We start from the raw sequence: 25,678 nt of genomic DNA, 5'->3' as shown, positions 1-25,678 counted from the left end.
TATTATTAAAAGTTGAATGTCGATATAAATGATCTTCCGTTAGCTGTAACAACAACCTCATACGTTTCGTCTTTATCTTCTAAAAGCTTAAATTTTTTCCCAACAGTTGTTGTGTTTTCAAATGTTTCAGAATAAATCTTTTCGTTTGCATTTTTTGCGCTATCATAAAATATTTCGATTGTATAATCTGCAGCTTCTAAATTTTGTGCAGTAATATAAATCGTATTATCCTTGCTAGTTACTTTAGGCTTATTAACTACAGTTAATTGTGCTTTATTAAAAGTTACTACAGTAGCATCCACTGTAAAAGGATAAACTCTAATTTGATTTTGCTTATCTAATTCAAAAATATAGTTTCCGTCAGGTAAAGTAGTTAAGTCAAAAGACTTGTTATACTTACCATTTTCTAGAATAGCTTCTTTGTATAGAATTAGTCCAAAAGCATCTTTAACCATTAACTGGTCACCTTGACTAACATTGTCAAACATTAATATTGTTTTACCATCTTCTTCATTAGATAAAAAAGCGATCTCTGTTGCGTTACTGCTTAGCGTAGCAAATACGATTGCTAAAGCTAAAATGTGTTTTGTAAATTTTTTCATAATAAATCGTTTTAATGATTATGGGTGCAAAGTTAGAATAGAAGAGTAGTTCTAATAACAAGAGAATTGGTAAGTTTATATGCTATATTAACAAGATGAGGTTTTACGAAAACGTTATAGGTTAAAATAACACACAATAGTGCTAAATTAGCATATAACTATAAAGCGATATGTTGTAATTTTGCAGAAACATTTTACTATTGAATACAAAGCCTACATTAAAAAAAATAACACCAACATTTGGTAGTTCAATAATTGCGGTCCAAAAAACCAAAAAACGTAAGCGCAGCGAGGCGTTTTGGCATTTTCATCCTGAGGTAGAGATGGTTTATGTTAATAAAGGAAAAGGGCGTAGACATATTGGTAATCACTTATCTTACTTTAATAACAGTCAATTGATTCTTATTGGATCTAATTTACCTCACAATGGTTTTACAGATCGTTTAACCTCTAAAGGAAAAGAAACGTTAGTCCAGTTTCATCCTCAATTTTTAGGCGAATCTTTAAATGCTTTGCCAGAAATGAAAAACATCGTGCAATTATTAGAGCGCGCTAAAAACGGAATTTTATATAAACAAGAAATTAAAAAAGTAGTTGGTCCTAAAATTGAAAGATTGCCTAAATATGAAGGTATAAAGCGTGTGACTAAGTTGCTTGAAATCTTAGAATTGCTTGCGTTGACAGATGATTATACGGTTTTAAATGAAAATGGTTACGTATTTGAAACACAACCACAAGACACAGATAAGATAGATAAGATCTATAAATATGTGAACAAAAATTTTCAGAATCATATTACATTGGATCAGATATCTGATGAGGTTAGTATGACTGTACCTGCATTTTGTCGCTATTTTAAAAAAGTAACAAGTAAAACCTTTACACAGTTTGTTAACGAGTATCGCGTATTTTATGCCACTAAATTATTAACCGAAAGTCAAAGTAGTATTACCGATATATGTTTTGAATGTGGTTTTAATAACTTCTCTCACTTTAATAAAGTCTTTAATGAGGTGGTTGGTAAAAGTGCCTCAAAATACAGAAACGAAATTAAGTCAATGGTACATTAAATAACACCTAAAAGAGATGGATGATAAAATAGAAATAGCATTAAGTTATTACGGTCAAAAACAGAAACAAATTCTTGATGCAGTAAATTTGAGTAGTAATTTAACAGCAGATCAAATTATTAGTTTTGGAGAGGAGATGTCTATTTTAGAATATAAAATTACAGCTTTAGAAGTTGCTAAAGAAAACTAGTTAGTTACCTTTTTCCTTCCCATTCAGCATCAAATTGCTGTAAAAAGTCAACCATGTATTGGTGTCTTTGTTTTGCTATTTTCCCACCGGTTTTGGTGTTCATCATATCCTTTAAAAGTAACAGTTTTTCGTAAAAATGATTAATTGTCGGTGCGTTAGAAGCTTTGTATTCCGCTTTAGTCAGATTTAAATTTGGTTTAATTTCTGGATTGTAAAGGGCTCTGTTTTTAAAGCCACCATAATTAAAGGTGCGTGCAATACCAATAGCGCCAATAGCATCCAATCGGTCTGCATCTTGCACAACGTCCAACTCGATAGATTTAAATGCGTTTTCTATGCCTATATTAGAGCTGTAGGATATGTTTTCAATAATCTTTATAACATGATTAATGGTAGCGGAGTCTACATTGTGTTTTAATAAGAAAGCACCAGCTACTTTTGGACCAATAGTACTATCTCCATTATGGAATTTACTATCTGCAATATCATGAAGTAATGCACCAAGGGTAACAACTAACAGGTCTACCGTTTCGCCTTTTGCAATTAAAAGCGCGTTTTTGTAAACGCGCTCTATATGAAACCAATCGTGTCCACCTTCAGCATCCTTTAAAGTTTCCTTTACAAAGGTTTTTGTCGCTTCAATTAATGCTTGGTTTGACATCTGTTATAATTTTGCAGGTTCTACCCATTTAAATTGGTAAGAGTTTTCAGGTATTTTAATGCGGTCAGCCAAACGCAACATTCTGCTTGGAAGTTTCATTAAATAATCACGTGCCTTTTCAGCCTCGTCATTTAGGTCCGTAATTTTATCAATTTCCCAACGCTTGATTAGTTTTTGTAAAATCTCTATATAATCCATAGAGGTATAAACCCCAATACGTTGTGCAGTGTTAGAAAACTCGTCAAAAACAGTGCTAACTTTACCTCCAGATTCTCTTAAAAAATGAGCAGGCATTGTTATTTTTTGTTTCATCATGTATTGAAATGCTAACATCATTTGACTAGGATCCACCTTAAAAATACGCTCAACAAATTCGCTGTAAGCATGGTGGTGTCTCATCTCGTCTCCCGAAATAATTTTACACATTCTGGACAATTGCTTGTTCCCTTTTTCTTTAGCCAATTTTGCAACACGATTGTGTGACACGTAGGTTGCTAGCTCTTGAAAACTAGTGTAAACAAAGTTTTTATAAGGGTCTCTTGCGGTACCAATATCAAAGCCATCAGCAATAAGGTGCTGCGTAGTTTGTTCTATTTCGCGCATGTTAACACGTCCAGAAAGGTATAAGTATTTGTTAAGCACATCACCATGACGGTTTTCCTCGCCAGTCCAATGTCTAATCCATTTTGCCCAACCGTTTTTTCCGTCTTGTTCAACACCTTCAATATCCATTAACCAAGACTCGTAAGTTGGTAATGCTTCTTCAGTAATCATATCTCCAACTAAAACTACCCAAAAATCATAAGGTAACTCTTTAGATAATTCTCTGATTTCTTTTACTTCTTCAAAAAAGTTAGGCCCTTCAGAGTTTGGTAAAAAATCAGAAGGTTGCCAAATTTTTTCGACAGGTATTAAATATTTTTCTATTAAAGAATCTATATCTTTTTCTAGAAAAGACATCACCTCTAATCTTACATTTTTTAATGACATAATATTATATTTTAATACTGTTTTTAATAGTAGTTTCTATGTGGTCTAGTAAGCTTTGTGTATCACTAAATTCACTTGGTTTTACCGGTTTATGCGCGGTAAATGTTATGTTATTACCAATTCCTAAAGGAAACTTGCCATAACGTAAGTTTTTCCAAGAATTATTTATGGTTACCGGTATGATAACAGCGCTCGGTATATATTTTATTAACGTTTCTAAACCTTTTGTGTGGAATGGTTTTGGTTTTCCATCACGACTTCTTGTGCCTTCTGGGAATATTACCGCAGCACGATTTGTAGATTCTATATAATCTCCAAATTTTCTAATGGCAACAATAGCTTGTCTTGGATTTTTTCTGTCAATTAAAACAGAACCACCATGGCGTAAGTTGTAAGAGACGCTAGGTAATCCTTTACCTAACTCTTTTTTACTTACAAATTTAACGTGGTGTTTTCTAAAATACCACATCATTGGCGGTATGTCTGCCATACTTTGGTGATTAGATACGATAATTACAGGTTGCGAATTATCTAAATTGTATGGATTGGTAAACTTATGGGTAGTTCCTAAAAGGTTTACGCAACGCATTAAGCAAAATTGTAAAAGGTCTACACTTGTTTTATGTGCTTTATAACCTAGCACATTAAAACAAAACCATTGTATAGGATGAAAAACAAGTAAAGACAACCCAAAAAATAGGTAATAAATACATGATAATGGGTATGCTAAAAGTTTTCTCATTTTTTGTTAAAAAATCTATCTCCCAAAAATAGAAAAACCACGTTTAAAAAACGTGGTTTTTCTGTAATACTTAGCTTAAAAAAAAGCTAATGTTTTGCTCTAGAAGTATCTTAACAATGCACATTGTAAGCATCCATAAGGTTTTCTGCAATTAATTCTGCAGGTCTTCCTTCAATATGGTGACGCTCTAACATATGTACTAATTCTCCGTCTTTAAACAATGCCATACATGGCGAGCTTGGAGGAAAAGGTACCATGTGCGCTCTTGCTTGATCAACTGCTTCTTTATCAACACCTGCAAAAACCGTTACAATATGTGCTGGTTTTTTGTCATTTGCTAAACTCATTGATGCTCCTGGTCTTGCATTTGCTGCTGCACAACCACAAACTGAATTTACAACTACTAAAGTTGTTCCTTCTTTTGCAATGGCAGTATTAACTGCTTCAGCTGTATGTAATTCTTCAAAACCTACTTTGGTTAAGTCCTCACGCATTGGTTTTACTAATTCTGCTGGATACATATTCTTGTAATTTTTTATTTATAAATCTATCTCATGCAAAGATAATCAAAAACCGTGCAAAAATTATTATGGCGTTACCTTATAACACTTATGGTGTCATAAGGTCAGGCTATCGCTACTCGCTCTCTGCGAGGAGCTCAGACAGACCGCTCCATCCTTAACGCACCAAACTAGTTATATCAGTAACAAATCAGATTTAAAGTATACTAACAAAGTAGTATATTTACTTTTTTAAAATTAGAACAATATTTATGGCTGGATTAAAATGGATAGGCGCAACTTTAGGATGGACATTAGGTGGGCCAATTGGAGCTATTATAGGCTTGGCGCTTGGTAGTTTAGGAGATGCTATGGCAGGTAAAGGAAACTTGCTAGGAGATGGAAATCCTAATACACAACAAAGACGTCAACCTAATTACAGGACAAAACCAAATTACAGAACACAGCAACAGCGTCGCGCACAAACAACTTCAGGAGATTTTGAAGTTAGTTTACTAATCTTAGCCTCTGTAATTATAAAAGCAGATGGTGTACAAGATCAACGCGAATTGGATTTTGTACGTAGTAAATTTGTAGAGCTTTATGGTAAAGATCGTGCAAATAAAGCCTTCAAATTATTTAAAAGTATAAGTAACCAAAACGTGTCAACAAGAGATGTTTGTGCTCAAATCCAACAAATGATGGATCACGCATCGCGTTTACAATTATTGCATTTTCTATTCGGAATAGCAAAAGCAGATGGCATGGTTACGGATGATGAGGAAGATCAAGTGCAAAGAATATCTAATTATTTAGGCATTAGTAGTCGTGATTATTCAAGTATAAAAGCCATGTTTTATAACAGTAGCGATAATGCTTATAAAATCTTAGAAATAGACAAAACAGCAACTACAGATCAAATCAAAAAAGCTTACCGTAAAATGGCTAAAAAATACCACCCAGATCGTGTAGAGCATTTAGGAGAAGAGCATAGAAAAGGAGCCGAAGAAAAATTTAAGCAGGTCCAAAAGGCTTATGAGTTTTTGCAGGATGAAAGACGATTTTAAATTAGTTTACAGCTGTTGCTGAAACGATACCTTTTTAAGGTTTAAAATGAAATAATTAAAAATAGGCTTCTCACTTTCGAGAGGTCTTTTTTTTTACCCTCTAAACAAAAAGAAATCATCTTTCATATCCTCTATTTGAGCATCCTCGTTAGTGATAATGTAATCAATAGCTTTGGAGGTGAAAGTATCTCCTTTTTCAGTTAAAGAAACAATGTTATTATCTATAATAATCATGTTGTTTTTTTGAGCTAATTCTAAAACATTTTTCGCTCTTACTTTATGCCAATTTATATGCTCGCGTAAATGATTTACGTGACGTTCTTCAAGTTCGTTATGGTTTTTTAAGTGTAATAAAAAAGTTAAAAGACTTACTTCTGTACGTTGTTGTTTTTCGCGATACATAACTGCTATTACACCTTTGTTTGGTGCAAATAAATACACTGCTAAAAATAACAAACCAAGCATTGTGGTAATTGATCCTGCTATAGAAGCGTCTAATTTGTGTGCTAGCCAATAGCCTGAAATGGCACTAAATACGCCAAAAAACATAGCTAAACCTAACATCTTTTTTAAATTGGTAGTTAATAAGTAAGCGGTTGCAGCAGGTGAAATCATTAAAGCGACTACTAATATGGCGCCTACAGCGTCAAAAGCACCTACTGTGGTAACAGAAGACACTGTCATTAACCCGTAATGTATAATTGCAGGAGAGAAGCCAAGAGAGGCGGCTAATCCTTTGTCAAATGTGCTAACTTTAAGTTCCTTGAAAAAGGCAATTAACAATGTAATTGTAATTAATAAAATAGTTCCGATAATCCATAACGACTTTGGGCCAATATCTACTCCTGAAATTATTAGCCTATTAAAAGGCGCTAAAGCTAGTTCTCCAACCAAAACAGCATCAACATCTAAGTGGACATCATTAGCGTTTTTAGCAATTAAAATAACACCAATACTAAACAAAGCCGGAAAAACTAATCCTATGGCAGTGTCCTCTTTTACTAAGCCTGTTTTTTGAATATATTCTACTAAAACCACAGTTATTACTCCTGTAAAGGCAGCTAAAATAATAAGCAGAGGTGAATTTAAATCTTGTGTGATAAAAAATCCAATTACAATACCGGGTAAGATAGAATGGCTTATGGCGTCACTGATCATTGCCATTTTACGTAGTACTAAAAAGGTTCCAGGAATAGCACATGCAATAGCAACTAAACTTGCAATTAACTGTATTTCTATTTGAGCACTATTCATCTTCTGTAGTTTGTTTAGTGTATAAATTTGCGGCTGTTGTAAAACCAATTTCGGTTAAACTCCACATATTTCCATCTAGTGTTACGTAATTTTTTTCGACTAACTTTTGAAGTGTTTTACGCGTAAACCCTTGAAAATTATTTAATAGTTTAACCGCGTGGGGATGCGAAATATTGTCATGTGTTTCTGCAATATGATGCATAAAAGCTAAGGTTTTGTGTAATTCTAAATCGCGTCTGTTTTTAATAAATCGTATTTGCTTAAATAGCAGTCCTCGACTAGGAGAAAACACAAATGAAAACACCACAAATACTGAGGCAACTAAAACAATAACTGGTCCTGTTGATAGATTGGTTTGACTAGCACTTATTGCTGTGCCAAAGACACCAGAAAAGGCTCCAAAAATAGCCGCTAAAAACACCATTTTAGATAAGCTATTGGTCCATTGTCTTGCAGCAGCAGCAGGCGCTAGAAGCATTGCGCTCATTAATACAACACCTACGGTTTGTAGTCCTAAAACAATCGCTAAAACTATAAATGTTGTGATTAAAACATCAATAAATTTGGTGTTAAATCCTAATGTTTTTGTGTAGTCTGCATCAAAAAGCAAGATTTTAAATTCTTTCCAAAATAATAGCAATACAAATAGGCATAACGCTGTAACTGTTGCCATCATCCAAACATCACTTTCTACTAATGTTGCTGCTTGACCAAATAAATACTTGTCTAATCCTGCTTGATTTGCGTTGGGTTGTTTTTGTATAAAGGTTAGCAATAGCATTCCGAACCCAAAAAACAAAGACAAAATTAGCCCTAAGGCTGTGTCACTTTTTAAGTGCGTTTTTTTGACAATGCTTCTAATCCAAAAGGTTCCAATTAAACCGCTTACTAAAGCGCCTAAAAGTAGAGTGTTACTGTCTTTTGCGCCTGTTATTAAAAAGGCAATTGCAATGCCTGGTAACGCAGCGTGTGATATGGCGTCTCCTAGTAGACTTTGTTTTCTTAGTACAGCAAAGCTTCCAAGCATACCAGTTACTGCTCCTAAAATAGCAGTTCCTAGTGTGATGGTTCTTAATGTATAGTCGCTAAAGACTAAAGAAAAATATTCTTGTAAATCCATTATTCTTGAATACTTACTTTGTAGTTAATACCGTAAGTCTTGGTTAGATTATCATCATTAAAGATGTCTTTTACTGGGCCTGTTGCAATTTTCTTCACATTTAAAAAAGTAACCCAATCAAAATATTCTGGAACAGTTTGTAAATCATGATGTACTACGATTACTGTTTTTCCCGCTTTACGTAATTCTTTTAAAATATTAATTATTGCAATTTCTGTGGTGGCATCAACACCTTGAAAAGGCTCGTCCATAAAATAGATTGACGCGTTTTGCACTAGTGCTCGTGCTAAAAATATACGTTGCTGTTGCCCACCTGATAATTGACTAATTTGCCTGCTTTTAAAGGGTAGCATGCCTACTTTTTCTAATGCTTCTAGTGCTGCTTTCTTTTCTTTTTGTCCTGGACGTTTTATCCAACCCAAACTACCATAAGTCCCCATGGTAACAACATCTAAAGCTGTGGTTGGAAAATCCCAATCTACACTTCCTTTTTGTGGCACGTAGGCAACTAATTTGCGTTGCTTGTCGTACGGTTTGTCGTAAATAGTTACACTACCAGCTATAGGTTTTAATATGCCTAAAATAGATTTTATTAGTGTCGATTTACCCGCTCCGTTTGGACCAACAATGGCCATAAGGACACCTTCTGGGATTTCTAAATCAATATCCCAAAGTACCGGTTTGTAGTTGTATGCTACTGTAAGGTCGTCTACTTTTACTGCTATTTTTTGTTTCATAACCATTTCCCAAGTCATTGGGGGCTTTATTTAATTCAAAATATATTCATTTTTTACTTATTCAAAAAACGAATTAAAAAAATATACTTTTAGCAAACCTATTTTTTAGTTAGTGTTGCATCATCCTGAACTTGTTTCAGGGTCTCATTGTTTGTTTTTACTTTGTTTAAATCAAAGTTTTTTTATCTGCTAACTTATTTAAGTGCATTTACAATGGTGTTTACATTGTACTCAAACATACCAATGTAAGTCCCTTCTATTGTTCCTGCGCTTCCTAGGGCATCAGAATATAGTGTTCCTCCAATTTTTACATCATGACCTTTTGAGTTTACTGCTTCTTGTAAGGCTTCAATAGTGCGTTTTGGTACTGAACTTTCTATAAAAACAGCTTTTACTTTTTTGTCTATTATAAATTTAGCTAAATTTTGTACATCTTTTACGCCAGCTTCTGTTGCTGTAGATAGACCTTGTAAACCAACAACTTCAAAACCATAGTTTTTACCAAAGTAATTAAATGCATCGTGTGCTGTTACTAGAATCCTTTTGTCTTTAGGCAGGGTTTGTATGGTCGCTATCACCTTTTTTTGAAGAGTCTCTAGTTTTTCTAAAAAAGTGGTTTCGTTTGCTTTGTAAAAGGATGCGTTTTTTGCATCTTTTTCAGATAAAACTGCGGTTACTTTTTTTGCGAATTGTTTAAAATAAGCGATGTTAAACCAAACGTGAGGATCGTAATTAGAGGCAAAATAATCAGACCCAATCAAGGTTGCTTTATCTATTTCTTCTCCTAAAGCTATTGGGGTTTTTGTGTTACTACCCATCTTTTCAAACACTTCTACAAGCTTTCCTTCTAGGTGTAGTCCGTTATAAAATATAACGTCTGCATTGACTAATTTGGTTACGTCACCTTCGCTTGCTTTGTATAAGTGTGGATCTACACCGCTTCCCATTAAACCATTTATGTTAATAGAATCCCCTCCAATATTTCTAACTAAGTCCGTAATCATAGATGTGGTAGTGACTATGTTTAGTTTTCCGTTCTCTTTTTTGTTAGTATTACAGCTTAATAGTGTGACTAAAACTAATAGTATAAGTAAATATTTTTTCATGTTATTTTGTGTTGTTTGATGGTATTCTAAAGCTTAATCCTGCACTTAGTAATAGATCTTGTCCTTTGGTAATACTTGATCCAACTGTTGCGTCTAATTGTAAATTGTTAGTTATTAAATAAGTTAATCCAGCATCCCAAAGATGATTTGCTTTGTTGTTTTCTGGTAAGTCACCATAAAGTTCTGCGTAAGCACCTAGCTTATCTGTAATACCTTGTCCGAATGCAATAGTGTAGACGTATGATGCTTCTGGCGAATCACTTCCCCAAGCTGCTCCTAAATTGTAAGATAAACTAGAATTATCACTTAATGTATGTGCAAAAGCAAACCTAAAATCAACACCCGTTGTTTCTGGTTTAAAATCTGTGCTAGCGGTAAATGGTAGATATAAATGTCCTAAAAGTCCAATTTCAGGAAACAATCCATTTTCTTTAGCGATGCTAGTTTTAATTCCTAGCAATAAAGGAGAAAAACCACTTATAATATTGTCTATTTGATTGCCATTAATTGATGTTGAACTTTCTGTAAAGTCCCATCCTAATCGTAATTCTAAATTATCTAATAAACCGTAACGCACTAATGTTGTGTTGTACGTGTAGTTTTCTGTTTTGATTTTATGCTCTTCAAAAGTATCATAAAAAGCACCTGTTTCGACTTGTATAGACCCTTTAGGCATAGCGTTAGGAGACTCCGTTGCATCAGGTCTATCTGTAATTAATGGCTCTAATGCAGTGTTGTCTTGCGCTATTGCAGAAATCGAAAGCGCTAACCCTGTAATTATGGAGGCTATTGGCGTTTTAGTCAGTTTCATTAACGTAAATTATTTTTGTAAAATCTTGGTTTAAAAGAATCGTGTTATTATTTATTGAAATTTGAGTCATTTTGTTTTTGCTAAACTGCTTAATTACGGTTAGTTTATTTCCGTATTTTAAACCATTTATAGCGCAAAAATCAAAAAACTCTTTATCATCACTCATTAATCTCGCGATGATATATGTTTTGTTTTCCTTGGTTTTAGACAATGATACAGACGTGTCTTTTGTAGTTATTTCGCCATTTTCGTTGGGAATAGGATCCCCATGTGGATCAAATTTTGGATTACCCAAAAAGGCACTAATTGTATTTGCTAAAAAATCTGAAGTTTCGTGTTCTAGTAATTCCGCTTCGCGATGTATTTCATGTAAGGACATATCAAACGTTTTGTGTAAAAAAGCTTCCCAAAGTCTATGTTTTCTAATAACTTTTAATGCTAACTTTTCACCTTCGTCAGTTAATTGTAAGGCTTTGTATTTTTGATAATCTACTAGGTTTTTAGCAGCTAAACTTTTTGCCATATCAGTGGCTGCAGCATTAGAAATGCCTAGTAATTTGGCTATGTTGCCTGGTTTTGTATCTGTAATATCGTTGATTTTACTTTTGTAGATTGCTTTTACAAAATTTTCTATTGCTACTGACATTTATTATTGCTTTAATAAATTTTTAAGGTTACTTAAATATTTTTCAAATGTAACTAAAATTTCCTTAATTCAATAAAGTGGCATGATTTAAGTTGTTATACTGGTGTTAAATTATTTAAAATGAAATACCTATCCGTATTATTCTTGCTTTGTTTTACTAGTGTAGTTTCTGCTCAAGATTCGACTTTAGTTGCATTAGAAACCCCTAAACTATCAATAGGATTGGTTGAAGGGGGTAGTTATATGCATGAGTATGTAACCGTTAAATTTATTAAAGTTATTCAAGATTCGAGATGTCCAAAAAACGTTATGTGTATCCGTGCAGGAGAAGCAGAAGTGCTTATCGGGATTTATAAAAATGGATTATTATTGGAAGAGAAATCAATTATTGTTAGACCAAATACACGGCTGTTAACTTTGTATTCTAACGCTGAGGTTATCGTGTCTGCTGTTAATTTGTTGCCTTATCCAAAGGAGGCAGGAACTGTTAGTGATCGGTCTTATGTTTTGGATTTGCTTTTTGAATAGTGGTAGGGTATGATTTTTGATAATTATCTGAAAACCAATTTTATGAAACCTTCTGTAATTGTCCTGCTTTTTGTTTTTGTAACCTCTTGTATTCCTGTAAAAATTGCGCCTACCATAGCAGGTGATAGGATTATGGTTGCTAAAAAGTTTAAACGGAAGTTGCCTAAACAATATTCGTTAATCTTTGAAGATCCTAAAGAAGCTAACGAGTTCTATAATTTTATCAATACAAAGTATCAATTAAATCATGTAAATGTTGAAAGTAACGTTGCTTTTAAGATTGAAGATCAACCGTTTTATTTTTCGTTTTACGAAACAAGTAAAGATACTAAGACTATTAATTTAGTACCGATTTTAGTAGATGCTAAAAGAGATGCTGACGGTAATGATCCTTTATTTTTTGATAAATATAGCTCCAGAAAAGGTAAGTGGTATTTGGTACTGACTGCTACGGATTATGATAGTAATGATTGTTTAAATCCTAAACACGCTAATTCTAAAATAATCGAAAAATATCTTAGAGATTTAAGAGTAGAATATCTTAATACTAGTAATTATATCGAGTCTATGTTGCGAAACAATTAATGACAACCACAGTCGTCCGTTCCGCAAGCTTTTTTTGATTTCGTTTTAACGAAATATTTTTTATAAAGAAAAAACAAAGCAAACCCTAAGGTGATAAAAACTAGTATGTTTTGAATAACTGTGTTCATAATATTATTTTAAAAATTGATATGCTATTAATGCCGAAATGTAGGCTATAGCTGTCATGATTACTAATTGTAATGTTGGCCATTTCCAAGTGTTAGTTTCTTTTTTTACAACAGCTAAAGTACTCATGCATTGCATTGCAAATGCATAAAATAGTAGTAGCGATATACCGGATGCAAAATTAAATAACGGACCACCTAAAATAGGGTTTACTTCTCCTGCCATTCTGTTTTTAATGGTGTCTTCATCATCGTTACCAACACTATAAATAGTCGCTAAAGTACCAACAAAAACTTCTCTTGCAGCAAAACTACTAACAATAGCAATCCCTATTTTCCAATCGTATCCTAGTGGTCTAATTACAGGTTCAATAGCATGCCCTGCAATACCTATAAACGAGTGTTCTAGTTTTTGAGAGGCTATTTTTTGATTTAATTCTTCTTCGTTTAAATTTTGCGAAGCGTATTCTGTTTTAACAATATTTTCTGCATCATTAAAGGCGTCTCCTGGACCGTAAGATGCCAAGAACCAAAGGATGATTGAGATGGCTAATATTATTTTTCCTGCTCCAAATACAAACGATTTAGTTTTTTCTAAAACGGTAATGGCAACATTTTTAAATAGCGGTAATTTGTAATTTGGCATTTCTACCACAAAAAACGTTTTACTTTTTATTTTTAAGACTTTGTTTAATATGTAAGCCGAAATAACTGCAGCTCCAAACCCTAATAAATACAATAGCATTAAGGTTAAAGCTTGGTAACTTAATCCAAGAAAACGTCCTTCAGGAATAACAAGTGCAATGATTATTAAATATACCGGTAATCTTGCAGAACACGTTGTAAAAGGTGTTACTAAAATTGTAATTAAGCGTTCTTTCCAGCTTTCAATATTTCTTGTGGCCATAATTGCAGGAATAGCACAAGCAGTTCCTGAGATTAAAGGTACAATACTTTTACCACTTAAGCCAAAACGACGCATGACTCTGTCCATTAAAAAAACGACACGACTCATATATCCAGTTTCTTCTAAAATGGCTATAAACAGGAATAAAAACGCTATTTGAGGTATAAAAATGACTATTCCTCCTAATCCTGATATAATTCCTTCGGCTAATAAATTTGTAAAAGCACCTTCTGGAAGTGTGTTTTTAACCCAATCACTCAGACTAGCAAATACACCATCAATAAAGTCCATTGGTATCGTAGACCAGTCATAAATAGCTTGAAAAATAAGTAGTAATATTAAAAAGAATATTAAGTAGCCCCAGACTTTATGGGTTAAAATACGATCAAATTTTGTGCGTAAATCTTTAGCTTGACTAGCATCTATGGTTTGTCCTTTTTTAAGCGTGTTATTTATAAATTGGTAACGCTTAATGGTCTCTTTTTGCTGAAGACGTTTTAGGTCACTTTTAGATTTAGTTTTAAAACTAGCAAGTGCCTCGACTTCGTTTCTGTCCATTTTACCAAAATTTACATCTTGGGTAATAACCAACCATAATTTGTAAAGCAATTGACTAGGAAAAGCCTGTCTTAGTTTGTCAAAGTAGTCTGTGTCAATTTCTGAGGCATTTAAACATGGTGTTGTTGACAGGTCTCTGTAATTAGAAATTAATAACTTTAAGTTGTCAATACCTTCGTTTTTACGAGTACTAATAACTGCTATTTTTGTTTTTAATTCTTGCTCTAAGTGTTCAATATCTAACGAAATCCCTTTGTATTTCATTCTATCAGCCATATTAATGACTAAAATGGTAGGGATTTCTAAATCTTTAATTTGTGTAAAAAGTAGTAAGTTTCGTTTTAAGTTTTCAACATCACTAACTACTACTGCAACATCCGGAAAATCTTTGTCGTTTTTGTTTAGAAGTAATTCGATGACTACGTTTTCGTCTAAAGACGACGCGTTTAAGCTGTAAGTACCTGGTAAATCAATGATATGTGCTTTTACACCTCTTGGCAATTTGCAAATACCTTCTTTTTTTTCGACTGTAATCCCAGGGTAATTTCCCACTTTCTGATTTAACCCCGTTAAGGCATTAAAAACAGATGTTTTTCCTGTATTTGGATTACCAATTAAGGCGATGTTTATTTGCTTGCTCATTACACTTGTTTTTCAATGATAATATGAATAGCAGTTTCTTTTCTGATTGCTAAATGGCTCCCGTTTATATTTAAATATAATGGATCGGAAAAAGGTGCTACTTGTACCAACTCGACACTATTGCCTGGTAAACACCCCATTTCTAGGAGTTTTAATGGAATTAAATGCGAGGAAACGTCTATAATTATAGCGCGTTCTCCTCTTTTTAGTGTGTCTAGTGTGTTATCCAAGCTTATTTAGATTGATTTTAAAGAAGCAAAAGTATGAGAAAATTTCAGCTTAAAAAAATTGAGAGCAAAAAACTACTCTTCGTATTCTTTTTTTAACTTTTTGATATCATTTAAAAGTGTGGTGATATCTTCCGTTTTTGTGCCATCATAATAGCCTCGAATTTGACTTTTTTTGTCTATTAGCATAAAATTTTCTGTGTGTACCATTCCGTAGTCATCAGGCATTCCGTCGTCTTTAACTGCTAAATAGCTTTTTCTGGCTAGTCTGTAAATTTCGCCTTTATCACCAGTAACTAAATTCCATTTTTTGTCATTTACGCCTTTTTTAATGGCATAACGTTTTAACTGTTCTACGGTATCAATATCTGGAGTAACAGAGTAGGATAATAGCATCACATCGTCATCATTCAATACTTCTTTTTGGATAGTTTCCATATTACCTGTCATAATTGGACAGATGGTTTGGCACGTTGTAAAAAAGAAATCGGCGACGTAAATTTTATCTTTATAGTCCGCTTGAGTTATTGTTTTACCGTTTTGATTAGTCATACTAAAATCGGCAATTTTATGGTATTTTATTTTGTGCTGTATGGTACTGTCAACCAACTCTGTGTTTACCATTGCAGGTTGGTAAATAGGTAGGGGTTTGTCCACTTTTAAGATGTTATAAAAAATAGACATTATAATGATTGAAATTATGCCGAAAACAATCGCAAATAATTTATAATCTTTAAAAAACGAAAGCATTTTTAGTGTTTTAGGTTTATACTGCAAAAATACAATGAAAACCTTAGGTTATCTTATGACATTACTCATAAAATTTGTTAATTCTCGAAAGCATTAAAGCTATTGTTTTTTAAACTAATGGTAAATAGTTACTTTTGGCGCTTATTAAAAAGAATAGAAACACTACATGGAGTTTATTATAAAAATTGGACAGTTTTTGTTAAGTCTGTCATTATTAATTGTTTTACATGAGTTAGGGCATTTTATTCCTGCTAAATTATTTAAAACAAGAGTTGAAAAATTCTACTTATTTTTTGATGTTAAATATTCGTTATTCAAAAAGAAAATCGGAGAAACCGTTTATGGTATAGGTTGGTTACCACTTGGAGGTTATGTTAAGATATCTGGGATGATAGATGAGAGTATGGATAAGGAGCAAATGGCTTTGCCACCACAACCATGGGAGTTTAGATCTAAGCCGGCTTGGCAGCGTTTAATTATTATGTTAGGTGGTGTTTTTGTCAACTTTGTGTTAGCCTACGTTATATATGTAATCATGTCTTTTACTTATGGTGATACAGATGTTACTGCTAAAAGTATGAAAGACGGGTATTGGATTGATAATCCATTATTGGTAGATTTAGGTTTTAAAACTGGAGATAAAATTATAGCTGTTGATGGTCAAAAAGTAGATAGCCATCTAGATGTGGTAAAAAACATAATTAAGACAGAAAAGTATACTATTGATAGAAATGGAGAAACTGTAGATTTACAATTACCTGTAGATTTTCTAGGACAATTGTCTTCAAGAAAAGTAAAAGGTGGTTTGTTTAAATTAAGATTTCCTTTTATGGTTGGAGAAGTGTCCGATACTATGGTTAATAAAGGTGTTGATTTAAAAGAAGGAGATATCTTATTAACCGTAGATAATAAACCGCTTAGATATTATGATGAAGTAGGTGATAGATTGATGGCTTATAAAAACCAAACAATAACGTCTACCTTTTTAAGAGGTACTGAAACAATTACAAGACAGTTACAAGTAAATAACGATGGAAAGCTAGGTATTATGCCAGGTGAAGACGCAAAGCGTTTTGATGCGCTTGGTTATTATGATAAGACATTAAAAGAATATACCTTTTTAGAAAGTTTTGTTGGCGGTAAGGATAAGTTTGTAGATCAAGTTGGAGGTTATTTTGATCAGTTAGGAAAGATTTTTAGTCCAAGCACAGGGGCTTATAAAGGTGTAGGAGGATTTAAAGCCATATACGATGTTTTTCCAAGTACTTGGATTTGGCAAAATTTTTGGGGATTAACTGCCTTTTTATCTATTATGCTTGGTGTTTTAAATTTATTGCCAATTCCTGCTTTAGATGGAGGACATGTTGTGTTTTTATTGTTCGAAATCGTATCAGGGCGTAAGCCAAGCGAGAAATTTTTAGAGAAAGCGCAAGTCGTTGGATTCTTCATTTTGATAGCGTTAGTCTTGTTTGCAAACGGTAATGATATCTTTAAAGCAATATTTAATTAAAAAAAAATTAAATATTGTTTTGTAGAAGTCAAAAAAGATTCTATATTTGCACTCGCAATAGCGAAAAACACTCCTCCTTAGCTCAGTTGGTTAGAGCATCTGACTGTTAATCAGAGGGTCCTTAGTTCGAGCCTAAGAGGAGGAGCAAGTTATAAACCACTTACAGAAATGTAGGTGGTTTTTTTGTGGAATAAAGTGTGGTTTTAAAACATAAAAAAGCCTCTAGTTTTGCTAGAGGCTTTTTAGATATCTTATGTAATCTGGTAATTACTTGCTTAGGTTTTTAAGCATGTCTTTTGTAATACCATCTAAATCGTATTGGTGTTTCCAGTTCCATTGCGCCCTAGCTTCTGTATCGTCAATGCTACTAGGCCAAGAATCGGCAATTTGCTGTCTAAAATCAGGAGTGTAGCTTATTTCAAATTCTGGAATTTGTTTTTTAATAGACTCAGCAATCTGTTTTGGTGTAAAACTTATCCCAGACAGGTTGTAAGACGATCGTATTTGTACGTTCTCTTCTTTAGTAGACATAAGAGATACCGTAGCGTCAATAGCATCATCCATGTACATCATAGGTAAAGCTGTGTTTTCGCTTAAAAAACAATCATATTTTTTCGCTTTTAAAGCTTCGTGATAGATTTCTACCGCATAATCTGTTGTTCCACCACCCGGAAGTGTTTTCCAGCTAATAATACCTGGGTAACGGATGCTTCTAACATCTACATTGTATTTTTCATGGTAGTATTGACACCAGCGCTCACCAACTTGTTTGGTAATACCGTATACCGTTGTCGGTTCCATAACAGTGTGCTGTGGCGTGTCTTCTCTTGGAGTTGTTGGTCCAAAAACAGCAATACTTGATGGCCAAAATACTTTTTTAATGGCCTTAGCTTTAGCAAGGTTTAAAACATGAAAAAGCGATTGCATGTTTAAATCCCAAGCTTTCATTGGATATTTTTCTCCTGTAGCGCTAAGTATAGCTGCCATTAGGTAAATAGTGTCCACATTGTGTTTTTCACAACATATTTTTATTGAAGCATAATCCATGGCATCAATAATTTCGAAAGTACCAGAATTTACTAGTGCTACGTTGTTGTAATTTAGGTCACTTGCAATAACATTTTCGTCGCCATGTATTGCTCTTAATTTATAAGTCAGTTCAGAGCCTATTTGGCCACCTGCACCAATGATTAGTATTTTTCCACTCATTTCTTTGGATTATTTATAAAATATGCCCTCAAAAGTAATAACATTTTGAGGATTTATTAATAAAAATAGTATAAAAGTGTTTGTAAAAACATTTTTATCATTTGGTAAAATGTAATTCATTAAACTAATATATTTGTACGTCAAATATTTAATTTTTATTATGAAATTTTTCAATTTTTTATTAGTTATCACTTTGTTGTTTTCATCTTGTAAAAAAGAAAGTGAAGTTGCGGTTATTGATGACGGTTTTACTGCAATTGACACGTTATTACTTACTAAAAAAGACATAAAAAAAATTACTTATCAAGACATTGCTATAGATGCGAAGGCTAATGCTGTAATCTCTAATTGGCAAGCGTATTTAGATGTAGCAAATGGTATACAAAATTTGTCTACTCCAGATTTTACGTTTTTTAATGCAGATGTAGATTTATTTAATTCTACTATAAAGGATTTAGAAGAAACTATTCCGGAAGCTATTAATACGCAAGCAATAAAAGCAAGGGTTTTGGTGTTAAAAACCATGCTTTTAAAATTTCAAGAGATCGAAGCTTTAAAAACGAGTACTAAAAAAGAAAAATTAGTGGCAATACGTCAAGTGTTTTTTGCACAATCAAATTTGAATTTGCAAATCAATAAAAAAATTGAGAAGGATAATCAAACCATTGTTAAACCATTTTAATATGAAATACTTTACGCTTACTTTATTGGCTGCTTTTACTATTTTTTCTTGTAATAAAAAAGAAGAAAAAATTAATCCTGATTTGGTTAAAAAAGACATCACAACTAATATAGAGGCGTGGCACAAAGCAGCAGCTGATGCTGATTTTGAGGCGTATTTTAGTTTAATGACGGAAGATGGTGTGTTTATTGGTACAGATGCTTCTGAAAATTGGCAGTTAAAAGACTTTAAGTCTTATTCAAAACCACATTTTGATAAAGGAAAAGCATGGCGATTTACAACTCTAGAAAGGCATGTATATTTAGATGAAACTCAAAATTTAGCTTGGTTTGATGAGTTGCTAGATACACAAATGGAAATTTGTAGAGGTTCTGGAGTAGTGGAAAAGGTAAATGGTATATGGAAGGTAAAGCATTATGTTTTATCCATCACTATACCTAATAATAAGGTAAGTGATGTTATTGTTATGAAAAAAGAAATAGATAGTGTTACTAAAATAAAATTAAGAGAGTAGCAATAAATAGAACTCTATAGTGGTGTTTTGTCGATGTTTTTGTTAAATAAACGTGGGTTTATATATAAAACAGTTATTTTTGATTTGAAAAAATCGAAAAATGAAAAAAATATTATCCCTATTGTTTTTACTATCTGTGTCCATTTCTTATGGGCAGTTTAATCAGGATGCGCCATGGATGAGCGACCTAAATAGGACATCACGTACTGATGCAAATCCTGTTAAATTTCAAGAAATTGTAAGTGCTTTTAATACCTATTGGGAAACAAGAGATCCTAATGTTAAAGGTAGTGGTTATAAGCCGTTTAAAAGGTGGGAAACCTATTGGTCTAATTTTGTAAAACAAGATGGGACATTGCCAACGTCTTTAGAGTTGTGGAACACGTATTTGACTGTTCATGGTCAAAATACTAATTCTAGAAGTAGTAGTGTTTTAGTAGACGAGAGTAATTGGATCCCTGTAGGCCCTTTTTCTCATAGTAATACAGGGTCTTGGTCTCCAGGTCAAGGACGTGTTAATGTAGTAGTTCAAGATCCAAATACACCAACAACTATTTATGCTGGTGCTCCGGCAGGTGGTTTATGGAAATCTACAGATGCTGGTCTTAATTGGATTACTACTACAGACGATTTACCACAAATAGGAGTGTCCGGAATTGCAATAGATCAAAATAATTCAAACATTATATATATCGCTACAGGAGATGACGATGCTGAGGATTCTTTCAGTGTGGGTGTGGTGAAATCTACAGATGGCGGATTAACTTGGAATACTACAGGGTTAAATGCTTCAAATAGTCCCAACTTAATGAATGACATTTATATTAACCCAAATAATTCTAATATGTTATGGGTTGCTACGACTAATGGTGTATACAAGACTACAGATGCAGGTTTCACGTGGTCTAATCAAAGTAGTATTGGTGTTCTAAATGGTACATCAGGAGTAAATATTAAGGATTTAAAAATAAAACCAAACGATCCCAATACGCTGTATGCTGTTTCTAATAATAGGTTTTATGTGTCTGGAAATGCAGGTGAGTCATTTATTGAGGCAGGTTCAGGTTTGCCCACGTTTGGTGTCTCTAGATTTGTTATAGATGTAACTCCAGCTAATCCAAACGTTGTTTACGCTTTGGCATCAAATAATTCTTTTGGATTCGGAGGTGTTTTTAAATCAAATAATTCGGGAGCTACATTTACACAAGTAGCTTCTCTTGCTGTTAATGGAGATATTTTTGAATCTACTCAATCATGGTATGATTTAGCCTTTGCTGTTTCAGATACTAATGAAAACGAAATTTACACAGGAGTACTTAATATTTGGAAAGGTCTTGTAAATGGAGCTGGTACTCAAACAAGTTTTACAAAACTGAATGACTGGAGCGCACCTTTTCAGTCGGCATATTCTCATGCGGATATTCATTTTTTAAGATTTTTTAATGGTGACTTGTATGCTGGTACAGATGGAGGTTTTTATAAATCTACAAATGAAGGAGCTAGTTTTACAGATTTAACAGCTGGGATGCAAATTAGTCAGTTTTATAGGGTTGCAGTTTCTAAGCAGACCTCTAATAAAATAGTTGGTGGTTTGCAAGATAACGGAGGTCACGCTTTTAATAATGGGCAATGGCAAAATTATTATGGAGCAGATGGTATGGATACAGCAATAGATCCTGCCAACTCAAATAATTTTTATGGTTTTACTCAAAATGGAGGAGGGTTATATTCTTCTACATCGGCTGGTGCTAGTATTTCAGCAACTGTTCCTTCTCCTCCTGGGGAGTCAGGTAATTGGATCACACCACTTGTCATGAATAGTGATAGTGAGTTATATTCAGGTTATGGTGCGTTATATAAGTTGGAAAATAATAATTGGGTTGCAGTGTCTTCTTCTTTTGGAACTAATATTGATGTTTTGGAAATTGATGATTTAAATACTAATACTATTTACGTTGCTACTAATTCAACCCTAAGGAAAAGTAACAATGCTGGTGTTGACTTTACCTCTCTAGAAGTGTTTACCTCGGGTATTAATTCAATTGAAGTTAATAATACAGATAATAATATTGTGTACGTAACAACATCAGGTACAGATGGTCAAGTTTTAAAGTCTACAGATGGCGGACTTAATTTTATTGATATTTCCCAAGGTTTGCCTGATGTAACTAAAAATAGCATAAAGCATCAAGCTTTACATTCTAAAAACCCATTGTATTTAGGAACAAGTTTAGGAGTTTATAGGTATGATGATGATACATTGGCGTGGGAGTTGTTTAATATTGGTTTGCCAAATGTGTCTGTAACAGATGTTGAAATAAATGTTTTAGATGATAAGATAACTGCTGCAACTTATGGTAGAGGGATTTGGCAATCAGAAATTCCTACTGAATTAGCAGCATCGGATGTAAGGTTAGTTTCTCTTAATGGAATAAGTAGTTCTATAGAGTGTAATGCGAATATTTCACCTCAAGTAGAAATTGAAAATAATGGGGTGTCAACAATTACTTCCGTAGACTTTACTTATTATATAGATGGTATGCCAAATGATTTTATTTGGGCTGGTACTTTATTGTCTGAAGCAACTACTGTAATTGACTTGCCTCAGTTTACTTTGCCGATAGGAAAGCATGATTTTAAAGTGAGTGCTTCAACCGCTACTGATGCCTATGAGGTTAATAATAATTCAGATGAAAAAATAATTTATGCTAATCAAAGCGGAACAGTAGATGTAGTTAATACTTTTCAAACAGAAGAAGATAAACTACTGGTTTTTGATGAAGGAGCTTCTACTCAGTATTGGTTTCGTGGTACACCTAGCGGTCCTATTTTGAATAATATTGGAGGTGATTTCTTAAATCAAGCTTATGCGACTAATATTCTGGGAGATTATAGTAATGACACAAAAAGTTATTTAGTAACCGAATGTTACGATTTGTCAACCTTGGCTGATCCGCAAATAAAATTTGATATGGCTTTTGAGCTAGAAGAAAATTGGGATATCGTTTATATGGAGTACTCAATAGACCAGGGTGTAAATTGGACTGTTTTGGGAGAAGCAACAGATGCTAATTGGTATAACAATGCAACAGAAACAGGAGAAAATAATACTTGTTTTAATTGTCCTGGTGCGCAATGGACTGGGGTCGCTCCAGAATATGCTGTATTAACAGAGTATAGTTATGACTTGACACCGTTTAATGCAGAAACAAATATGATGTTTAGATTTGTGTTTCATTCTGATCAATCTGTAGTAGAAGAAGGTGTTATTGTAGATAATTTGGTAATAACAGGTAATGCTCTTAGTGTAGCTGAGTTTTCAGAAAGTAATTTCTTGGTTTTTCCAAACCCATCAGAAGGTGTCTTTAATATAAAGACTAAAACTATTAATACATTTAATATTAGTGTATACGATGTAACAGGAAAAATGATGTATCAAAAGCAAGATGCACAAACTAATAATAACAACTACAAATTAGATTTAAGCAAGTATTCTACAGGGGTCTATTTTCTAAATTTAGAAACTGAGACTAGAAAAATAACAAAAAAGCTAATAGTTAATTAATAGTTAATTTATACTTAAAAAAAGCACCTTATTAAATTCTTAAAGGTGCTTTTTTATATCTTGAACCCTTATTAAAATGTTTTTATAAACACTATTTATATGAAAATCAACCTTAAAAAAACAACTGTAATAGGTATAGTTGGCTGCTTGACCATCTTAGGATGTAAAGAAGAACAGAAGCAAGCAGAACCTACTGCTCAATTAGAAGTAGTTCCTGGAATCAATCTTGATTACATGGATAAAACCACACAACCTAAAGAAGATTTCTTTAGATATGTAAATGGAAAATGGTTGGAAAATAATGAGATTCCGGATGATCAATCAACTTGGGGTAGTTTTCAAGAATTACGTAAAAAAACAGATTCGGATGCATTAGCTATTTTAAAGTCTGCAATGTCAGATAATAAAGATTTAGAAAGTATAAAAGTATTACCCGGTTCAGACCAAGAAAAGGCGGTACATTATTACCAAACTATAATGGATACTGTAGGTCGTAACAAGTTAGGTATTGATCCAGTAAAACCATATTTAGAAAAAATCGCAAATATTAAAAACAGCGATGACTTACAGGCTTACATGATAGAAATGGAGCCAAAAGGAGGTGGAGGTTTATACGGTTTTGGTGTAGGTTCTGATCCAAAAGACAGTAATCGTAATGTTGCTTATTTAGGTGGTGGTAGCACTGGTTTACCTGATAGAGATTATTACATTAAAGATGATGCCGATTCTAAAGAGAAAAGAGAATTGTATGTAGCGCATATCACTAGAATGTTACAGTTTTTAGGAGATAATGAAGCAGATGCAAAAACGCAAGCAAATCAAGTCTTAGCTTTCGAAACAAGATTAGCAGAAGCTAAAATGGATAAAGTAGATCGTCGTGATGCACGTAAGCGTTACAATCCTAGATCTATTGAAGAGGTTCAAAAAATGGTACCTGCTGTAAATTGGAAAAACTTTTTAACTGGTATTGGTATTAAAAAATTAGATACTGTAATTATTGGTGATCTTGGTTATTTTAAAAGATTACAAGAGGTGTTAGCAGAAGAAAATGTTAGTGATTGGAAAGCATATTTAAAATGGTTGACATTTAATAATTCAGCAGGATTTTTAAGTACAGATATTGAAAACGCTAATTGGGAGTTTTACGGTAAAGAATTAAATGGTGCTAAAGCGCAACGTCCTAGAGACGAGCGTGCATTAGGAGCTTTAAACGGAACAATTGGAGAAGCTTTAGGTAAATTATACGTTGATAAGAAGTTTCCTGCGGAAGCTAAAATCAAAGCAGAAAAGATGATTAAGAATGTAATATTAGCATTCGAAAATCGTATTAATAAATTAGACTGGATGAGTCCAGAAACTAAATTAAAGGCAATTGAAAAGTTAAAAGCAACTAAAGTGAAAATTGCTTATCCAGATCAGTGGAAAGATTATTCAGAATTACAAATTAGTAGTGTGGAAAATGGAGGATCTTATTTGCAGAACTCTTTAAATGCACGTGCTTGGGGATTTAAAGATGATATTGAAAAATTAGGAAAACCTGTTGATAAGTCGGAATGGTATATGGCACCACAAGTAGTTAATGCATATTTTAACCCTGCATATAATGAGATTGTTTTTCCAGCAGCTATTTTACAACCGCCATTTTATAATTTTAATGCTGATGATGCCGTAAATTACGGCGGAATTGGAGCGGTAATTGGACACGAGATTTCTCATAGTTTTGATGATTCAGGATCACGTTACGATAAAGACGGTAATTTAAATAACTGGTGGACGGATGAAGATCTTAAACAGTTTGAAGGTTTAGGTAAAAAATTAGCAGATCAATATAGTGCTATCGAGGTGCTTCCTGAAACAAATATTAATGGTGCTTTTACTTTAGGGGAAAACATCGGAGATTTAGGAGGGGTACTTGCAGCGTATGATGCTTTACAAATGAGTTTTGAGCAAGACGGTAAACGTCCAGAAGATATTGACGGTTATACTGCAGAGCAACGCTTTTTTATGAGTTGGGCAACAGTATGGAGAACAAAAATGCGTGATGACGCTTTAAAGACAAGAATAAAAACAGATCCGCATTCTCCAGGAATGACTAGAGCTGTACAACCTTTATTAAATATAGATACTTTTTACGAGGCGTTTGATATTAAAGAAGGTGATAATATGTACATAGCGCCAGAGGATAGAGTTAGAATTTGGTAGAATAATTTTTACTAGTTATATAAAAAAGAGCGACTTAACGGTCGTTCTTTTTTTTGTTTAACGGTGATAAATGCATTTGATAGGTTTTCTTTTTATTTTATTGCCTTAAAAATCTGCTGTTCGTCGACTATAATGGTTGTTTCATCGAAAATTATGATTAAATTACAATAACGTAAAC

25 protein-coding genes and 1 tRNA gene are annotated in these 25,678 nt (G+C 33.3%); 11 read left to right on the top strand and 15 right to left on the bottom strand.

The window, feature by feature from the left end; all coding sequences use genetic code 11:
• Window positions 1-5: 5 nt before the first annotated feature.
• Window positions 6-602, bottom strand: coding sequence for a hypothetical protein (locus tag ACZ2G2_RS05115; protein WP_090837314.1), 597 nt, complete (start codon window positions 600-602; stop codon window positions 6-8).
• Between the two features lie 200 nt (window positions 603-802).
• Here ACZ2G2_RS05115 and ACZ2G2_RS05110 point away from each other — a divergent pair, with 200 nt between their 5' ends.
• Together ACZ2G2_RS05110 and ACZ2G2_RS05105 are read left to right on the top strand one after the other, a co-directional pair.
• Complete coding sequence (locus ACZ2G2_RS05110) at window positions 803-1,672, top strand: AraC family transcriptional regulator (RefSeq protein ID WP_090837315.1); 870 nt, start codon at window positions 803-805, stop codon at window positions 1,670-1,672.
• Between the two features lie 16 nt (window positions 1,673-1,688).
• Window positions 1,689-1,862 carry a hypothetical protein gene (locus ACZ2G2_RS05105; RefSeq protein WP_177183498.1) on the top strand — a complete coding sequence of 58 codons (174 nt, stop codon included), beginning with the start codon at window positions 1,689-1,691 and terminating at the stop codon, window positions 1,860-1,862.
• Window positions 1,863-1,866: 4 nt separating this feature from the next.
• Here the strand turns inward: ACZ2G2_RS05105 and ACZ2G2_RS05100 are convergent, their stop codons facing one another.
• From ACZ2G2_RS05100 to ACZ2G2_RS05085, 4 genes are all read right to left on the bottom strand, one after another.
• Window positions 1,867-2,523, bottom strand: coding sequence for an HD domain-containing protein (locus tag ACZ2G2_RS05100; RefSeq protein WP_470394324.1), 657 nt, complete (start codon window positions 2,521-2,523; stop codon window positions 1,867-1,869).
• Between the two features lie 3 nt (window positions 2,524-2,526).
• Window positions 2,527-3,513, bottom strand: coding sequence for an acyl-ACP desaturase (locus ACZ2G2_RS05095; protein ID WP_090837317.1), 987 nt, complete (start codon window positions 3,511-3,513; stop codon window positions 2,527-2,529).
• A 4-nt stretch (window positions 3,514-3,517) separates the two neighbouring features.
• Complete coding sequence (locus ACZ2G2_RS05090; RefSeq protein ID WP_470394321.1) at window positions 3,518-4,255, bottom strand: lysophospholipid acyltransferase family protein; 738 nt, start codon at window positions 4,253-4,255, stop codon at window positions 3,518-3,520.
• A gap of 110 nt (window positions 4,256-4,365) precedes the next feature.
• Window positions 4,366-4,776 carry a BrxA/BrxB family bacilliredoxin gene (locus tag ACZ2G2_RS05085; protein ID WP_090837321.1) on the bottom strand — a complete coding sequence of 137 codons (411 nt, stop codon included), beginning with the start codon at window positions 4,774-4,776 and terminating at the stop codon, window positions 4,366-4,368.
• A gap of 251 nt (window positions 4,777-5,027) precedes the next feature.
• Between ACZ2G2_RS05085 and ACZ2G2_RS05080 the strand changes: the two genes are divergently transcribed.
• Window positions 5,028-5,822, top strand: coding sequence for a J domain-containing protein (locus ACZ2G2_RS05080; protein ID WP_090837323.1), 795 nt, complete (start codon window positions 5,028-5,030; stop codon window positions 5,820-5,822).
• Between the two features lie 93 nt (window positions 5,823-5,915).
• On the opposite strand, the gene ACZ2G2_RS05075 is transcribed toward ACZ2G2_RS05080, so the two are convergent.
• The 6 genes from ACZ2G2_RS05075 to ACZ2G2_RS05050 form a co-directional block, all read right to left on the bottom strand.
• Window positions 5,916-7,076 (bottom strand): metal ABC transporter permease, encoded by a 1,161-nt coding sequence (locus tag ACZ2G2_RS05075; RefSeq protein WP_470394319.1) that lies wholly within the window; start codon window positions 7,074-7,076, stop codon window positions 5,916-5,918.
• Window positions 7,069-8,196: a metal ABC transporter permease gene (locus tag ACZ2G2_RS05070; protein ID WP_272023133.1), complete on the bottom strand. Its 1,128-nt coding sequence runs from the start codon at window positions 8,194-8,196 to the stop codon at window positions 7,069-7,071. Before ACZ2G2_RS05070 ends, ACZ2G2_RS05075 begins: the two co-directional genes overlap by 8 nt.
• A complete protein-coding gene (locus ACZ2G2_RS05065) occupies window positions 8,196-8,933 on the bottom strand; it encodes a metal ABC transporter ATP-binding protein (RefSeq protein WP_090837394.1) in 738 nt (245 codons plus the stop codon). Before ACZ2G2_RS05065 ends, ACZ2G2_RS05070 begins: the two co-directional genes overlap by 1 nt.
• A 194-nt stretch (window positions 8,934-9,127) precedes the next feature.
• Window positions 9,128-10,039 (bottom strand): metal ABC transporter solute-binding protein, Zn/Mn family, encoded by a 912-nt coding sequence (locus ACZ2G2_RS05060; RefSeq protein ID WP_470394317.1) that lies wholly within the window; start codon window positions 10,037-10,039, stop codon window positions 9,128-9,130.
• Between the two features lies 1 nt (window position 10,040).
• A complete protein-coding gene (locus tag ACZ2G2_RS05055; protein ID WP_470394315.1) occupies window positions 10,041-10,850 on the bottom strand; it encodes a transporter in 810 nt (269 codons plus the stop codon).
• The gene (locus ACZ2G2_RS05050; RefSeq protein ID WP_090837335.1) at window positions 10,837-11,496 is read right to left on the bottom strand and encodes a metal-dependent transcriptional regulator; all 660 of its coding nucleotides are present in this window, start codon (window positions 11,494-11,496) and stop codon (window positions 10,837-10,839) included. Before ACZ2G2_RS05050 ends, ACZ2G2_RS05055 begins: the two co-directional genes overlap by 14 nt.
• A 120-nt stretch (window positions 11,497-11,616) precedes the next feature.
• Here ACZ2G2_RS05050 and ACZ2G2_RS05045 point away from each other — a divergent pair, with 120 nt between their 5' ends.
• Window positions 11,617-12,024, top strand: coding sequence for a hypothetical protein (locus tag ACZ2G2_RS05045; protein ID WP_470394314.1), 408 nt, complete (start codon window positions 11,617-11,619; stop codon window positions 12,022-12,024).
• 42 nt (window positions 12,025-12,066) lie between these two features.
• The gene (locus ACZ2G2_RS05040) at window positions 12,067-12,609 is read left to right on the top strand and encodes a hypothetical protein (protein WP_470394313.1); all 543 of its coding nucleotides are present in this window, start codon (window positions 12,067-12,069) and stop codon (window positions 12,607-12,609) included.
• Window positions 12,610-12,741: 132 nt separating this feature from the next.
• Here ACZ2G2_RS05040 and feoB read toward each other — a convergent pair whose 3' ends face one another.
• From feoB to ACZ2G2_RS05025, 3 genes are all read right to left on the bottom strand, one after another.
• Window positions 12,742-14,841: a ferrous iron transport protein B gene (gene feoB / locus ACZ2G2_RS05035; RefSeq protein WP_090837341.1), complete on the bottom strand. Its 2,100-nt coding sequence runs from the start codon at window positions 14,839-14,841 to the stop codon at window positions 12,742-12,744.
• On the bottom strand, window positions 14,841-15,071 hold the full coding sequence (locus ACZ2G2_RS05030) for a FeoA family protein (protein WP_090837343.1): 231 nt from the start codon (window positions 15,069-15,071) through the stop codon (window positions 14,841-14,843). The genes feoB and ACZ2G2_RS05030 overlap by 1 nt, the downstream gene beginning before the upstream one ends.
• Before the next feature lie 72 nt (window positions 15,072-15,143).
• Complete coding sequence (locus ACZ2G2_RS05025) at window positions 15,144-15,818, bottom strand: SCO family protein (RefSeq protein ID WP_090837344.1); 675 nt, start codon at window positions 15,816-15,818, stop codon at window positions 15,144-15,146.
• A gap of 166 nt (window positions 15,819-15,984) precedes the next feature.
• Here ACZ2G2_RS05025 and rseP point away from each other — a divergent pair, with 166 nt between their 5' ends.
• Both rseP and ACZ2G2_RS05015 read left to right on the top strand, forming a co-directional pair.
• The gene (gene rseP, locus ACZ2G2_RS05020) at window positions 15,985-17,328 is read left to right on the top strand and encodes an RIP metalloprotease RseP (protein WP_090837346.1); all 1,344 of its coding nucleotides are present in this window, start codon (window positions 15,985-15,987) and stop codon (window positions 17,326-17,328) included.
• 71 nt (window positions 17,329-17,399) lie between these two features.
• Window positions 17,400-17,473 (top strand) — tRNA-Asn (locus ACZ2G2_RS05015).
• Between the two features lie 122 nt (window positions 17,474-17,595).
• Here ACZ2G2_RS05015 and ACZ2G2_RS05010 read toward each other — a convergent pair.
• A complete protein-coding gene (locus ACZ2G2_RS05010) occupies window positions 17,596-18,537 on the bottom strand; it encodes an NAD-dependent epimerase/dehydratase family protein (RefSeq protein WP_101202888.1) in 942 nt (313 codons plus the stop codon).
• A 160-nt stretch (window positions 18,538-18,697) separates the two neighbouring features.
• Between ACZ2G2_RS05010 and ACZ2G2_RS05005 the strand changes: the two genes are divergently transcribed.
• From ACZ2G2_RS05005 to ACZ2G2_RS04990, 4 genes are all read left to right on the top strand, one after another.
• Entirely contained in the window at window positions 18,698-19,219 is a 522-nt protein-coding gene (locus tag ACZ2G2_RS05005; RefSeq protein WP_470394311.1) for a hypothetical protein, read from the top strand.
• 1 nt (window position 19,220) lies between these two features.
• A complete protein-coding gene (locus ACZ2G2_RS05000) occupies window positions 19,221-19,733 on the top strand; it encodes a nuclear transport factor 2 family protein (protein ID WP_101202890.1) in 513 nt (170 codons plus the stop codon).
• Window positions 19,734-19,833: 100 nt separating this feature from the next.
• The gene (locus ACZ2G2_RS04995) at window positions 19,834-23,298 is read left to right on the top strand and encodes a T9SS type A sorting domain-containing protein (RefSeq protein WP_470394310.1); all 3,465 of its coding nucleotides are present in this window, start codon (window positions 19,834-19,836) and stop codon (window positions 23,296-23,298) included.
• Between the two features lie 99 nt (window positions 23,299-23,397).
• The gene (locus ACZ2G2_RS04990; protein WP_470394309.1) at window positions 23,398-25,500 is read left to right on the top strand and encodes a M13 family metallopeptidase; all 2,103 of its coding nucleotides are present in this window, start codon (window positions 23,398-23,400) and stop codon (window positions 25,498-25,500) included.
• Window positions 25,501-25,678: the final 178 nt, after the last annotated feature.

Source organism: Olleya sp. KKT75, from assembly GCF_055635485.1.
Note: the sequence above shows the minus strand (reverse complement) of the source record. Positions and strands in the feature narration are given on the sequence as shown.